12 protein-coding genes are annotated in these 13,860 nt (G+C 69.8%); 6 read left to right on the top strand and 6 right to left on the bottom strand.

What is annotated here, in order from left to right; all coding sequences use genetic code 11:
* The first annotated feature begins 61 nt into the window (after nt 1–61).
* Entirely contained in the window at nt 62–484 is a 423-nt protein-coding gene (locus AN215_RS05950) for a nuclear transport factor 2 family protein (protein ID WP_070009873.1), read from the top strand.
* Here AN215_RS05950 and AN215_RS05945 read toward each other — a convergent pair.
* Nucleotides 462–1,802: a sulfatase family protein gene (locus AN215_RS05945; RefSeq protein WP_070009874.1), complete on the bottom strand. Its 1,341-nt coding sequence runs from the start codon at nt 1,800–1,802 to the stop codon at nt 462–464. The two genes, AN215_RS05950 and AN215_RS05945, sit on opposite strands and share 23 nt — an antisense overlap.
* Nucleotides 1,799–3,199, bottom strand: a complete 1,401-nt coding sequence (locus tag AN215_RS05940; protein ID WP_070009875.1) for an MFS transporter — start codon at nt 3,197–3,199, stop codon at nt 1,799–1,801. The genes AN215_RS05945 and AN215_RS05940 overlap by 4 nt, the downstream gene beginning before the upstream one ends.
* 97 nt (nt 3,200–3,296) lie before the next feature.
* Between AN215_RS05940 and AN215_RS05935 the strand changes: the two genes are divergently transcribed.
* The 3 genes from AN215_RS05935 (at nt 3,297) to AN215_RS05925 (ending at nt 6,404) form a co-directional block, all read left to right on the top strand.
* Nucleotides 3,297–4,559: an ROK family transcriptional regulator gene (locus tag AN215_RS05935; RefSeq protein ID WP_171904132.1), complete on the top strand. Its 1,263-nt coding sequence runs from the start codon at nt 3,297–3,299 to the stop codon at nt 4,557–4,559.
* A 72-nt stretch (nt 4,560–4,631) separates the two neighbouring features.
* A complete protein-coding gene (locus AN215_RS05930; RefSeq protein ID WP_245694270.1) occupies nt 4,632–5,192 on the top strand; it encodes a RipA family octameric membrane protein in 561 nt (186 codons plus the stop codon).
* Nucleotides 5,193–6,404: a M20 metallopeptidase family protein gene (locus tag AN215_RS05925; protein WP_070009877.1), complete on the top strand. Its 1,212-nt coding sequence runs from the start codon at nt 5,193–5,195 to the stop codon at nt 6,402–6,404. It abuts the gene before it with no gap.
* On the opposite strand, the gene AN215_RS05920 is transcribed toward AN215_RS05925, so the two are convergent.
* Nucleotides 6,393–8,348: a class I SAM-dependent methyltransferase gene (locus AN215_RS05920; protein ID WP_070009878.1), complete on the bottom strand. Its 1,956-nt coding sequence runs from the start codon at nt 8,346–8,348 to the stop codon at nt 6,393–6,395. The genes AN215_RS05925 and AN215_RS05920 overlap by 12 nt on opposite strands.
* 166 nt (nt 8,349–8,514) lie before the next feature.
* Here AN215_RS05920 and AN215_RS05915 point away from each other — a divergent pair, with 166 nt between their 5' ends.
* Nucleotides 8,515–8,895, top strand: a complete 381-nt coding sequence (locus AN215_RS05915) for a TraR/DksA family transcriptional regulator (RefSeq protein ID WP_070010297.1) — start codon at nt 8,515–8,517, stop codon at nt 8,893–8,895.
* A 43-nt stretch (nt 8,896–8,938) separates the two neighbouring features.
* On the opposite strand, the gene AN215_RS05910 is transcribed toward AN215_RS05915, so the two are convergent.
* The gene (locus AN215_RS05910; RefSeq protein WP_107374298.1) at nt 8,939–10,927 is read right to left on the bottom strand and encodes a glycoside hydrolase family 5 protein; all 1,989 of its coding nucleotides are present in this window, start codon (nt 10,925–10,927) and stop codon (nt 8,939–8,941) included.
* A gap of 283 nt (nt 10,928–11,210) precedes the next feature.
* Here AN215_RS05910 and AN215_RS05905 point away from each other — a divergent pair, with 283 nt between their 5' ends.
* Nucleotides 11,211–12,167 (top strand): arginase family protein, encoded by a 957-nt coding sequence (locus AN215_RS05905; RefSeq protein WP_070009880.1) that lies wholly within the window; start codon nt 11,211–11,213, stop codon nt 12,165–12,167.
* A 34-nt stretch (nt 12,168–12,201) separates the two neighbouring features.
* Here the strand turns inward: AN215_RS05905 and AN215_RS30610 are convergent, their stop codons facing one another.
* Entirely contained in the window at nt 12,202–12,324 is a 123-nt protein-coding gene (locus AN215_RS30610) for a hypothetical protein (RefSeq protein ID WP_275520758.1), read from the bottom strand.
* A 58-nt stretch (nt 12,325–12,382) separates the two neighbouring features.
* Nucleotides 12,383–13,789, bottom strand: a complete 1,407-nt coding sequence (locus tag AN215_RS05900; RefSeq protein ID WP_107374278.1) for a sodium:solute symporter family protein — start codon at nt 13,787–13,789, stop codon at nt 12,383–12,385.
* Nucleotides 13,790–13,860: the final 71 nt, after the last annotated feature.

Raw genomic sequence — 13,860 nt, 5'->3', positions numbered from 1 at the left:
TGAGTGACTGGCTGCTGCACGGTGAGCGCCAGGGAATCGCCTTCCGGTATACGGTCGGGCGATGGCTGACGAGGCGGGTGCCCACCCGGAGAGCCAGGGCCGCGACCACGAGTCCGACCATGCCCGGCTCACAGCTGCCGCGGCGGACTGGGCGGCCGCGATCGTCTCGGACGACTCCGAGCGGATCGCCCGGTTCATGGCCGACGACTGGGTGATGGTCTCCGCGACAGGGGTCTCCTCCAGGGAGCAGTTCCTCTCCTACGTCCGGTCCGGGGACCTGACCCACTCCGCGATGGATCTCGTCGGCCCGCCCAGGATCCGCGTGTACGGCGACACCGCTGTCTTCACCGGACGGGTCACGAACACCGCTCACTACCGGGGCAGTCGCTTCGACGCGGACGAGTGGACGACGGACGTGTTCATGAGACGGGACGGCCGCTGGCTGTGCGTGCTGAGCCACATCACTGCGGCTGCCCCGGACTGAGCGGCGGGTCGATCACGGGCCTCGGCTCACCGCTCTGCGCGACGCGTTCGGCCAGCCGTTCGCCGAGCGCCTGCCGTACGGAGGCGCACTCGGGGTCGCTGACGCGGTTGACCAGTTCGTCCGGGTCGGCGTGCAGATCGTAGAGATAGGTCTCCAAGTACCGGTCGGCCGACGGGACTTGCCAGGCGTCGGCGTCCGGTGCACTCACGCCGTACTTCCAGCGGTGCGTACGCACGGCCCGTCCGACTTCGGACTCGCTGATCTGGATCAGCACCTCTTCGGGCCAGCCGGCGGCCTCGTCGCGCAGCAGGGGCAGCAGGGAACGCCCCTGCATCCCGTCGGGCACGTCCACTCCCGCCGCGTCGAGGAGCGTGGGAGGAAGGTCGACGTGGCTGACCAGTTGCCCCAGCCGGCGTCCGCCGCGCAGGCCCGGCCCGCACAGCACGGTCGGCACCCGGATCGAGGCGTCGTGCAGGCTGCGCTTGTACTCGTCGTTGCGGGTCTTGAAGTGGCAGCCGTGGTCGGAGGTGAACAGTACGACCGTGTTCTCCAGCTCGTCCCGCCGGGCCAGGGCGTCCAGGACCGTGCCGAGAACCTCGTCGAGGCGGCGCACCATGCCGTAGTAACCGGCAAGGTGCTCGCCGGAGTTGCCGCCGCCGAGGGCCCGGAGGTCGGCAGGCGTCCAGGCGTCCGCGTAGCGCTCGCGGTAGCCGTCGGGGGCCGGGTAGTCGTCGCGGGAGTTCTGGTGGTGGGGTTCCAGGAACGACAGGAACAGGAAGAACGGGCCGGTCCGCTGCTGCTGGAGGAATTCGACGGCGGCGGTGCCGAGTGCGTCCGCGCGGTAGCCGTCGAAGTGGCGGGGCCGGCCGTCGCCGTCGTACAGCGAGGTCGAGTAGGCGTCCGAGGTGAACTCCAGCAGGTTCGCGGCCAGCCAGTGGTCGTAGCCGCCGCGGTGGCGCTCGGGCACCGGGCCGGTGTGCTCGTCGGGGGCGAGGTGCCACTTGCCGATGTATCCGGTCTCGTAGCCGGCCGCGCGGAAGTGGTGGGCCAGCGTGGGGATGCCGGGCGGGAGCGGAATGCCGTTGCGGAAGACGCCGGTGGTCGTGGGGTACTGACCCGTCTGCAGGCTCGCTCTGGACGGGGCGCACACCGGCTGGCAGGTGTAGGAGTGGTCGACGCTCACACCGCGCCGGGCGAGGCCGTCCAGTGTCGGGGTCAGACCCAGCGGGTTGCCGTGCAGGCCGGTGGTGTCCCAGCGCTGCTGGTCGGTGAAGAAGACCAGCACGTTGGGGTGTTCGCGGGGTGCTTCGGTGTTCACTCGTGGCTCGTGGCCTTCCGTGGCGAGGGCTGAGGTCCGCCGGACCGGCGTGCTTCGAGTTCGGAGACATCCTCGTCCCTGGTTTCGGCCAGCAGCAGCGTCGAGACGAGCGAGACGAGGGCCACGACGACCAGCAGCACCGCGACGGGCCAGCTGGAGTCGAAGACGACGATCAGCGATGTCGCCACCGCGGGCACGAACCCGGCCACGAGCGCGGAGCCCTGCGTGGCGATCCCCAGCGCCGAGTAGCGCACCCGCGGACCGAACAGCTCGGTGAAGTAGGCGCTCTGGACGCTGGACATGCCGATCGCGCCGCCGAGCGCCGCGAGGCACATCGCGGTCCAGGCCAGCGCCGTGGAGTGGCTGTCCACGAGCCAGAAGTAGGGGAAGGCGGAGAGCGCCACGAACAGGGCCCCGGCCACGTACAGCGGCTTACGGCCGATCCGGTCCGAGAGCGCCCCCGCCACGGGTATCAGGCTCAGGCCGAGCACGTTGTACAGGACCACACCGGTCAGGGCGACGCTCTTCCCGTAGCCCATGGTCGTGGTGGCGTAGGCGATGATGAACGGCTGGTAGACCTGCGAGCTGGACGCTTCGCCGATGCGGGCGCCGAACGCGAGCGCCACCGTGCGCGGATACTTGCGCAGGGCGGCGACAAGCGGCATCCGCTCCCGGGTGCCCGAGGCCCTGACCTTCTGGAAGTCGGGGGTCTCACGGATGGTGCGGCGTACGAGCACACCCACGACCAGCAGCACCGCGCTCAGCAGGAACGGCACCCGCCATCCCCAGGCGAGGAACTCCTTCTCGGGAAGGGCGGCGAACAGGCTGGTGATCCCGACTGCGATCAGGTATCCGATCGGGCCGCCTGTCTGCGGCAGGCTCCCCCAGAATCCCCGCCGGTGCCGGGGCGCGTGCTCCACGGTCAGCAGGGACGCGCCGGCCCACTCCCCGCCGAGCCCCAGGCCCTGCCCCAGGCGCAGCACGACGAGCAGGACGGGAGCCCAGATGCCGATGTGACGGTAGTCGGGCAGCAGACCGATGAGGAACGTGGCGCCCCCGATGATCAGCATGGTCGCGACCAGCGACTTCTTCCGGCCGACGCGGTCCCCCAGGTGACCGAAGAGCAGGGCGCCCAGCGGCCGGAGCACGAACCCGGCGCCGAAGGTGGCCAGCGCCGCCATGGTCCCGATGACCGGATCGACGTCCGGAAAGAAGATCTTGTTGAAGACCAGGGCGGCGGAGATGCCGTAGAGGTTGAAGTCGTACCACTCCAGAGCCGCGCCGGACAGGCTCGCCGCCACGACCCGCCGCATCGGCTGCGGGGCCGGTTCGGATGCGGCAGCGGCGGCGGACGGCGTGGAGCCGGGGGGTTCGTCCGGCGGCGGTGCGGCTGTCATGTCGTCGCCCTTCCGGCTGGGGACCTGGGGTCGGGGCCCGGGTGCACCGTCTTTAATAAGACTCGTTAATAAAAGGCTCGCGATACGCTGGCATGCCATGCCGAGCACGTCAAGAGATGTCGCGGACACCGCCTACGTCCGTCGGCTGAACGCCGTTCGCGTACTGAGAGCCCTGCGCGCCGGACCCGCGATGTCCGCGAGCGAGCTCATCTCGGCCACCGGCATGTCACGGCCAACCGTCCACGCCGCGGCACAGCGCCTGATCGAACTCGGCTGGGTCACCGAGACCGCCGACACCAACCATGAGACGGGCACCCCACGCCGTGGGCGTCCCTCCCGCGTGTTCGCCTTCCGGGCTGGCGCCGGTCACGTGCTCGGCATCGACATCGGCGCGCACACCGCACGCACGGCCCTCGCCGACCTGCGCGGCGAGACGGTCGCCGACGGCCGGATCACCTTCGAGGACCCGGACATCGCCCCGCAGGAGCGGATCGCCCTCGTCCGCGACCTCGCCGTCACCACCGTGCGCGAAGCGGGCTTCGAGCCCGGACACGTCCTGTCGGTCTGCGTGGGTGCCAGCGGCACCATCAGCGAAGCCGGCGTCGTACGCGTGCGCACCGGCATCCCCGGGTTCCTCGGATTGGACCTGCGTGCGGCCGTCGAGAAGGACTTCGGCTGGCACGTGACCGTCGAGAACGACTGCAACCTCGCCGCCGTGGCCGAACGCTGGCGCGGCCTGGCCACCGGCACCGAGAACGTGGTCTGCCTGCTGGCCGGAGAGCGCCTGGGCGTCGGCGTCTTCACCGGCGGCACCCTGCTGCGCGGGCACCGCAACGAGGCCCGCGACCTGTCCTTCCTCAGGCTCATGCCCGGCAGCACCTCCGAAGGCATCGCTCTGCTCGCGCGCAGCCGCGGAACGGAACTGGTCGCCGGTCTGGCCCGGCAGCCGGGCCCTCCGACTCCGGGCACACCGGGGGCGGTTCTGTACGACCTCGTACAAGGAGATCCGCGACGCGTCGGCGCGGAAACCGTCTTCGAGGCCATCAGGGAAGGCGACGCCGCCGCACCCCGGATCCTCGACCACGCGCTCGCCTCCACCGCCCGGGCCGTCGCGACGCTCACGATGATTCTCGCGCCCGAACTCGTCGTCATCAGCGGGGCCGTGGCCGCAGCGGGCGACGTGCTCCTGGAACCGCTGCGCCGTCACATCGAGAGCATCACCGGCGATGTGCCGGATCTCGCCGCCTCTCCCCTCACCCACCGGGCCGTCGTCACCGGCGCCCTCCACCACGCTCTCCAGCACACGCAGGTGCGCTACCTGGACGCCCTGTCCCAGGCCCCCGGTTCCGCCTCCGCATGACGGCGGTGCCGGACCGTCCGCACCGGCTGAGGGACCCTGGTGGCCCGCCTGCGGGTGCTTCATACTCATTCCATGGGATTAGTCGACCACCTGGGATCCTATTTCCGTCGGGGGCAGGTTTCGCTGGACGACGTCAGCAGGCGTCTGTGGAACACAGCGATCGACGAGTCGGATTACACGGAGCATTCCGAGAAATACCAGACGGCCATAATGGACCAGTACAAGCTCTATGTGGAGATGACCGACCGCATGAGCGTGCGACGGGCCACCGCCAACACGTTCTTCCTCCTGGTGAACAGCACTGTTTTCGCTTTCATCGGACCGCTCACCCAGAACGCACCGGTCCAGCAGGACTCGGTACTTGTGCTCACTTTCGGAATGCTGCTGGTGCAGTGCGGAGCGTGGTTCTGGCTGCTGCGCTCCTACCGGCAGCTGAACTCGGCCAAGTTCCGGGTCATCGGCGCACTGGAGGAGCGGCTGCCTGCCGCGCCCTGGTTCCGTGCCGAATGGGCTGCGATCGGCGGGGGAAAGGACAAGTCGAAATACTGGCCTGTCACACAGCTCGAACAATGGGTGCCCGTGGTGTTCGCCCTCGCCTACGTGACGTTGCTGGTCATCGTGACGGTGAACTAGTTGCCGCCGCCTGCCGGATACGGCGCATTTCTCGCCGGGCTCGTCCGGCTCGTCGACGAGGAGATTCCCGGAGTCGTGGCGCTGCGCGAAGCGCTGCACGCGGAGCCCGAGACCGGATTCGCGGAAACGGCGACGGCACGCACGGTCGAGGAGGCGATGGGCGAACCGGGGATCACCGTGGCGGGTACCGGCCGGATGTACCGCGTGGGGGGCGGGGAGGGCCCCGGGGTCGGAGTCCGCGCCGAGCTGGACGGCCTCGCGATGACCGAGGCCACCGGCGCCCCCTATGCCTCACGCAACGGCAATATGCACGCGTGCGGACATGACGTGCACCTCGCCGCGCTGGTGGCTCTCACACGGGCGGTACGGCGGGTACCCGCGCGGGAGCTGCCCGGCCCGTTCGTGGCGCTCTGCCAGCCCAGCGAGGAGCGTCATCCCTCAGGAGCGCTGGCGATGGCGGACGAGCCGGAGGTCGCGGCCGCGGTCGACGCGGTGGTCGCGGCACATGTGCACCCCGACCTGCCGTGGGGGGCGGTGGGCGCGGAGCCGGGAGCCGTCAACGCCGCGGCAGACGCCGCCGAGATCCTCGTGGAGGGTGTGGCCGGGCACGGCGCCTACCCGCACAGGACGCGCGATCCCGTCCTCGCCCTGGCGCATGTCGTCGTGGCACTGCACGGCCTTGTCGGACGCCGGATCGACCCCGTGCACGGCGCGGCGCTCACGGTGGGAAGGCTGGAGGCCGGCACCGCCGAGAACGTGATCCCCGCTGAGGCACGGGCGTCGGCGACGCTGCGCGCACTCGACGGGGCCGACCAGGAGACCCTGCGGTCGGCGGTGCGCGAGGTCGTGGCGGGAATGGCGCAGGCGTACGGCTGCACCGGCTCGGTCCGGTTCACCAAGAGCGAGCCGCCGCTCGTCAACGACGAGACGTTCGCGGCCCGGGCGAAGGCTCTGGCCGGGGCCGCCGGCCTGCAGGCGGCCCCGCCGTGGCGGTCCTGCGGCGGGGACGATTTCGCTCATCTGTCCAGGCTGGGCCCGGCGTTGATGGTCTTCGTAGGGCTGGACGGCGCACCGGGGTTCCGGGAGAACCCCCTGCACCACCCGCGCTTCCTGCCGCCGCACGAGGCGATCCGTAACGTGGCCCGGGCACAGGCCCTGGGCTACGTGGCCGGCTGCGCGACAAAGGCGGGGCGCACGGCGTCACTTGGCTGACAGGGCCGAACGGGCGGACTTGCGGAGCACGATGATCCGGAAGGGCATGTCGCGTCTGCCCACCGAGTGGACGACGCACTCGAAGCCGTGCGCACGGGCCGCGGCGGTCAGCCGCTGCGGCGAAGTCGCCCGGGTCATGTCCGCGTTGCCCTGCAGGTAGGTGTCGGCGTCCCGCGCGTCCATGCCGTGCGAGACCATCCAGTTGCGCCAGTTCTCCACCATCTGCCGCGTCTCGTCCTCCGTGTCCGCGCTGAAGACGTCCGCGAAGACCAGGCTCGCGTCGTCGCCCGAGTATTCGGCGCAGCTCGCGAAGAATCCGTCCAGCGTCTCGTCCGTCGGGTCGGGTCCGATGAGGAAGTGCATGGCCAGCGAGCCGAAGATCACCTCGTAGCGGTGGGGCGGTACGCCTTCCCACGCCGTTCCGCGGACCAGCCGGAAATCGAAGTGGTTGTAGTCGTTGGGCTTGAGGGACTCACGGGCCCGCCTGGTCATCTGCTCGGCCCGGTCGACTGCCCGGTACTTCGCGACCGGGCCCATGTGATCGAGGTCGAAGAAGGGCTTGTTGGTGGTCTCGATCCAGGGCAGCAGACGCTGCGTCAGGTTGCCGGTGCCGTAGCCGACCTCCAGCAGGTCCACGGGCCTGGCGTGCAGCGCGTAGATCCTCAGGATCTCGCGTGAGACGTGCGACGCGCAGTCGTCGATCATCTGGTTGTACAGCGGGATCCAGCAGCGGATGTTCCGGTCGTACAGCTCGAAGTAGTCCGAGGAGCGGTATTCGGTCTCGTTCGTCCACTCCAGGTCCCAGCGGCCGATCCCGGTCTTCGCCAGCAGCTCACGCCGCAGGTCGGGGACCTTGCTGTTCGGATCGAAGTGGACGGCCCGCTGCTTGATCGCGTTGTAGAACTGCGTGGCGGTGGCGTGCTGGAAATTGTCACGTCTGACGATCAGCTGGCGGCCGCCGCTGTTGCCCGGTTTCATCCGGTAGCCGCCGACGATGTCCGGCTCGATCAGCAGCAGGTGGTGGCCGATCGCATCGGATCCGAGCGGATGCACCTCGTCGGCGCGCAGCGTCTCTCTCGTGGCGATGTAGATCTCGTACTTGCGGTCACGGTGGCGGACCTTGTGCCGCTTCCACAGACTGACGTATTCGGAGAGCGCGAACTCCTCCTCGAAGAACCATCTCCAGTCGACGAGGAAGATGCGCTCGTCGACGCTGACGCTGAGCTCCTCCGGATGGTCCGGCATCCAGAAGGGCTCGGTGGTGTCGGTGAGGTCGGCGATCGCCGCGACCCTGCCGGCTCCCCAGTTGCGAAGCCGCGAGAAGCTCGCCGTGTAGTAGTCGGAGTCGGTGACCAGTTGTTTGGGGCCGCCGCTCTCGACCTCCTGGGCGAGCGCGTCGAGCCATCCGCTCATCAGATGCGGCGTCGGGTGCTCCGCGGGATGCGCGGAGAGGAAACCCTGGATCTTCTCCGCCATGGTGTCGACGCTGTGCTGTACGGCGCGGCGGCCGGGGCTCAGGAGGCTGGACTCCAGGTTCGTCAGCAGACGGTTGAAGCGGTTCTCGAAATCCTTGAATCCGCCCTCGTCCGTGACATCGCCGGGGTATGCGAGATATTCGGGTGCGCCGAAGTCCGCAGGCAGTTCCTCCGAGGAATTCCCCTGCTTGACGATGATGAGCGGCCGGTTCAGTGCGTGCGCGAATCCGGCCTCGTATCCGAGATTCGGCGTCAGTCCGTCGCTGGCCTCGAGAATCACCAGGTCGGAGCGGATGATCTCGTCACCGATCTTCGTCTTGATGTTGTCGATGCTCTCGTTCTCACTCCAGTCGTAACAACTGAATCCGAAAGCCGCCAGCTGCTGTTTGATGCACCCTAATGCCTTGTCGACCGCGTTCCTGTTACGGGCCCGCTTGCTCCAGGCGAGAAAGGTGGATACCGACGTCACGTTGCCCCCATGTCTGCCGCTGTACTGAGAACTCTAGCCACCCGGCTGACCCCGCGTCAGCCCTCGCCGCACCAAGTGCCCGGCGCCGCGAGGCGAGTTGGGGAAGCGCTTGCGGTGACGCCGCCGGGCCGGAACGTACAGCCCGCCGCCAGACGTTGTGTGCTTCATGGAGGAGCGAGCAGGAATCCCGGAAGCGCAGCGCAGGGCGGCAGCCGATCGGATCGACGCCGCACGGGCCGACAGCGAGCGTCTCATCGGGTCTCTGACGCGCCTGTGGGACGACGTCGTCGAAGCGTCCGCGATGACCAACATCGATGACGAACACGATCCCGAAGGCTCCACGGTCGCGTTCGAACGGGCCCAGTTGCGCGATGCGCTGAAGCAGGCACGCGCGGACCTGGACGACCTCGACCGCGCCGCCGAGCGGGTACGTACCGGTGACTACTGGGTCTGCGAGCGGTGCGGCGGCCCCGTCCCCGCGGAGCGCCTCGATGCCCGGCCGACGGCGAGGACCTGCGTGGCCTGCGCGGAGAAGACCAAGGGGTGAAGGGAAAGGCGTCCGCTCCTCAGCGCCGCGCGGGTGCCGCCGTTCACGGTCGGTCCAGCTTCCGGCACAACAGGGCGCCGGGTGCCCCGGACGATCCCGCCCGGCGGGTGTGGGCGATGCCGGCGGCGTACTCGTCGTCCGCGCACTGGCCCTTGTGGTGGCCGTACGCGAAGTCGCCTCCCCCGGCGTCGGGCGGGCGGCTGTCGGACCGGTCGAACCACACCGTCCGGCCGTCCGCCCCGAGGCTCTGCCCGGCCTCGGAGCACAGGGCGGCGGAGACGGCGGCTCCGCGCACGCTGTAACCGGTGAGGAACTGCCCGGGCGGACACTGGAGTTTGGTGTGCCCGTACGCCCAGTCGTTGCCCGGTTCGACGTGCCGTTCGTCGCGGACGACCTCGTATGCGTCTCCGGCGGGCCCGCTTCGCGCCGGACTTCCGGCCACGGGACCGCGGGCCCCCGCGTCCGTGCACAGTCCCCGGTTGCCGGAGTGGCTGAGCCCCGCCAGCCGCTGGCCGTCCGGGCAGGCGGCCTTCCGCGCCCCGCGGTCCCAGTCGGGCACTCCGCGCATCCGGAGGGACGCGACGAAGTCACCGTGGTCCGGGCTCAGCATCGACCAGCGGTCCGGCCTGGCGACCTCGCCGGTCCGGCCGGGTGCCTCGACCAGCCGCCTCCAGGCGTCTTCCCGCCAGTCGTCACCGTCGTACACGCCCATCCGGCGGCCCTCCGAGTCCCAGTGCAGCAGGGCCCAGCCGTTGCCCTTGCGGTCCTCGTGCCAGCCGACGAGCGGCCAGTAGGCGAAGTCGGCGTCCGACTCGATGAGGAAGTCGGTGAAGTTCCCGAACCAGGCCCGCTCCTTCGCACCGGTCTCCTCCCGGCCGCCGACTCCGAACTCACTGATCCACACGGGCGCGGTGAAATGCCGGTCCTGCTGCGAGGCGACGTGGAAGGCCTGCCGCCGGAGCACGTCGTACAGCTCGGAGCGGGTGAAGTCGCGGTAGCGGGGGTCGGAGGTCTCGCCGATCCCGGTGGCACCGCTGTGGTTCGGTCCCGTGTAGCCGTAGAAGTGGGCGGAGTACACGAGCTTCCCGGAGCGTACGAGGGTGTGCGACAGCCGCTGGACGGGTTCGAGCGTGGGCCGGCCGTGCGGGAGTCCGTCCACGGGGAGCCCGGTCCAGTTGATCCCCTCGATGATCATCAGCAGGCCGGGGTTGGCTTCCTGGAGAATGCGGTCCGCCAGGCGCTGCGACGCGGCGAACCAGTCGTGCCGGTCGCCGAGGCCCCAGTTGGGGTCGTCGAGGACGGAGCGGCGCACCTCGTTGTAGAGATCGGCGCCGACGACGCGCGGGTTGTCGCGGTAGCGCCCGGCCATGAACAGCCAGTCGCTCTCCCATTTCTCCGTGCTCTGACTGCTGTTCCACCGTTCGTTGCCGTCGACGCCGCAGCACCAACGCGTGGTGTTGGTGTGGTTGTTGAGGATCACGGCGAGTCCGGCGCCGGTGAGGGCCTCGACGGCCGCGTCGTAGACCTGCAGCGGCGTCTTCCCCTTCAGCGCGGGGTTGGCGGCCACCGAGGCGTCCGCGACGGGGCGTTCGTCGTGGATCATCTCGTTGGAGAAGGGGAGACGGACACTGTTGAGCCCGAGCTCGCGGAAACCGGCGATGATCTCCGACATGGGCGCGCGGTCGAGTCCCAGCGGCATACGGCCGGACTTCTCCCCCGCGTGGTTGTCCGCCGGATCGTCGGGCGAGCCCGAACCGGTCCAAGTGCCGCTCGCGCCGTGCCAGTTGCCCGACTTCAGCTTGAACCGTTCGCCGCGGGCGTCGACGATGTAGCGGCCCCTGGTGCTCAGCGGCGGCGCCCAGTCCTGCGCGGGCGCGGCCGCGGGAAGCTGCGGCGCGTGCGCCGTACGCCCGGAGGCGTCGGCCGGCGGCTCGGCCTCGGCGCGGGCGACGGCGTGGGGCGCGGCGACAGGGACACCCGCGAGTCCCAGAACGGCGGCGGCGAGCGCGGTTCTGACGAAGGATCTCTTCACGGACACGCGCTTCACTCTAAAGGTACGGTCCAATTCTCGGGGCGGAAACCGTAGCTCCACCCGTCCCCGGCTGACGCGGGGAAGCGGGAAGCGCGGGAGACAGCCGCCCCCAGGTCTCCGCTCGGTCCTGACGAGCTCCCCCCGCGCGCCGTACGCGCATGAGGTGCGGCGATTCTGCGCTCCGCGCTTCCCCGCCCGGGGGACGCTGGACGTCATCGCGGTCCCGGGCTGCGCCTGCCCCGGCCGTCTGCCCCGGCGTGCACACAGAACTCGGGAGGACCCCTTGAGAATCCTCGGCGTTCCCTTCAACTCCGCCGGCCGTCCCGACGGTGTGGCACGTGCGCCCCGGGCTCTGCGCGACGCCGGGCTCGTCGGCCGGCTGCGGGAGAGGATTCCGGGCGGGGCCCCCGCGCCCGGCGCCGGACGCCCGCGCACCGGCCGGACTGATCAGGTGCACGATGCCGGTGACGTCCGCGTCGGGACGCTCAGCCCCGAGCGCGACACCCGGTCGGGGCTGATCTCACCCGGCGGCCTGGAGACGGTCACCGCCTCCGTGCGCGAGGCGGTCGCCGGCGCCCTGGACGAGGGTGAACTCCCCCTCGTGCTGGGCGGCGACTGTCCCGTACTGCTGGGCTGTCTGCGCGGTGCGGCCGACGTGGCCGGAGAAACAGGCCTGCTGTTCGTCGACGGTCATGAGGACGCCTGGGCGCCGGACAGCAGCACCACGGGTGAGGCCGCGGACTGCGAACTCGGCTTCCTGCTGGGGATGCACCGCGAGAACCTTCCGCGCTCACTGGTGCGGCTGCTGCCGGCCCTCGACCCCGACGCCGTCGTCGCGCTGGGACCCCGCGACTCCGGGGAGCTGGCCGCGCACCGCGTCCCCTCGCTGGCGGGGACGATCGACATGCGCACCGCGGACGAGGTCGGCGCGTCCGGCGACTCCCCGGGGCGGCATGCCGGCGAGGCAACGGACCGCATTCTGCGGCGGGCCGGCAACTGGTGGCTGCACGTCGATCTCGACGTGCTGTCCACCGAGGCGCTGCCGGCCGTCGACTACCCGCAGCCGGGCGGCCTGACCTGGCCGCAGCTCGAACTGCTGACCTCAACCGCCCTGCGAGCGCCGGGACTTGCGGGTATGACGCTGTGCATCTACAACCCGGACCTGGACCCCGGCCTCCACCACGCCGACCGCATCGTGGAGTTCCTCGGCCGCATGTGGGAACACCGCGGCGACGGCTGACCCGGCAGGGGCCGGGGCGGACCCGTTCGCCCGTTCACTCCTCCGGATTCCTGACGACTTCCGCGATGTAGAACTTGAAGCCGAGGTAGCCGGTGTACAGCGTCACCGCGATCACCAGCGCGGGGACTGCGTAGAGCAGCACCGAATAGACAGTCACTCTCTCTCCTCCTCCCGCGAGTCCTCTCGAAGCTCTTGCACAAGTCTTCCCGGCCCCGTCAGACCGCTGTACGGGGGCGGTTGCGACGGCCGCCGCGGTTGCGCGTCACCGCGTGCGCGGTGACGAAGGCGACCAGGTTCACCGCGGCGCCGACGACGATCGGGTCCAGCCCGGTGCGGTCCTGGAACCACACCAGCCAGATCAGCGTGGCCGCCGCCCCCGCGATGATCGCGGACAGGGCGGCGGGCTTCGACCGGCTGCCGAAGAGCAGGGCGATCAGCAGGGGTATGACGACGGTCGGCGCCCAGAACGAGTACGCGTAGATCAGCGCGTCCACGATCGAGGGGACGACGAGGGCGAAGAGTGTCGCGAGCCCGCCGACGAGCAGCGTCAGCCCGCGCTCCAGCGCCAGCTTGCGCCGCACGCCGGTCCCTCCCCGTACCAGCGGCTGATAGACGTCCTTCACGAAGACCACCGCCGCGGCGTTGAGATACGAGCTTGCCGTGGACATCACCACGGCGAGCAGCGCCGCCACGACCAGTCCGACGAGTCCCGCCGGCACGAGCTTGATCACCAGGGTCGGGATCGCCTGGTCCGGTTCGATGTCCGGGTAGAGCGCTAGCGCGACGAGTCCGAGCGTGGCGGCGACGAAGTAGAAAAGGAAGGCGAAGATCCCGGTGAGCGCGAATCCGCGCCGTGCGTGCTTGCTGTCCGGCGTGGAGAACGTCCGCTGTGCGTACGGCGGTACGAGCGTCTCGCCCAGCAGGAACGCGACGAAGAGTCCGACGAACGCGGCGGCGCTGTAGCTGCCGCCGAACGTGAGATGCGCGTCCGGAATGGATTCGACCAGCCCGGAAGGTCCGCCGGTCTCGCCGAGCGCCAGAATCAGCGTGACGGGAATGAACACGCCCAGGAACACGAACTGCAGCATGTCGGTCTGGATCACGGCCCAGGCGCCGCCGAAGGACGAGTAGAGCACGACGACCGCCATGCCGACCGCGATCGACGGCCGTTGAGGGAGATCCAGCGTGGCGTTGACCACCGTGCCGATCGCCAGTGCCTGCGCTCCGAGAATTCCCGCGCACAGCAGTATGGACAGCACGCCCGTCAGCAGCCGGCCCGCCCTGCCGTAGTGCTCGTCCATGACGTCGCCGACCGTGTGCGCGCCGGCGTAGCGCTTCAGGCGCGGTGCGACGAACAGTCCCACGAGCAGGAAGCTGACGGCGTATCCGAAGAAGGCGAACATGTAGACGTAGCCGTCGGAGAAGGACTTCCCGGCCATTCCCAGCGACGCTCCCCCGCCCAGGAACGAAGCCGCCAGGGAGCCGAAGAACACGGGCCATACGATCCGGTTCCCGGCGACGGCGAAATCCTCCTCGGACTTCACCTTCCGGATCGTCTGAACTCCGATGACGACGAGGAGAACGAAATAGGCAAGGAGCATGACCCAGTCGAGGAACCCCACGGCATTCACCTTCCTCCGAGCGATAGAGGGCCAGGTAGAGGGCCATCACAGTAGGCAGTGCCGTATTCCGC

Origin of the sequence: Streptomyces abyssalis, assembly GCF_001751365.1 — a bacterium.
Classification (GTDB): domain Bacteria; phylum Actinomycetota; class Actinomycetes; order Streptomycetales; family Streptomycetaceae; genus Streptomyces; species Streptomyces abyssalis.
Note: the sequence above shows the minus strand (reverse complement) of the source record. Positions and strands in the feature narration are given on the sequence as shown.

Coding starts and splice junctions, on each gene's coding strand:
- AN215_RS05950 (WP_070009873.1), top strand. CDS start 62: ATGGCTGACGAGGCGGGTGCCCACCCGGAGAGCCAGGGCCGCGACCAC.
- AN215_RS05940 (WP_070009875.1), bottom strand. CDS start 3,199: ATGACAGCCGCACCGCCGCCGGACGAACCCCCCGGCTCCACGCCGTCC.
- AN215_RS05935 (WP_171904132.1), top strand. CDS start 3,297: ATGCCGAGCACGTCAAGAGATGTCGCGGACACCGCCTACGTCCGTCGG.
- AN215_RS05930 (WP_245694270.1), top strand. CDS start 4,632: ATGGGATTAGTCGACCACCTGGGATCCTATTTCCGTCGGGGGCAGGTT.
- AN215_RS05915 (WP_070010297.1), top strand. CDS start 8,515: ATGGAGGAGCGAGCAGGAATCCCGGAAGCGCAGCGCAGGGCGGCAGCC.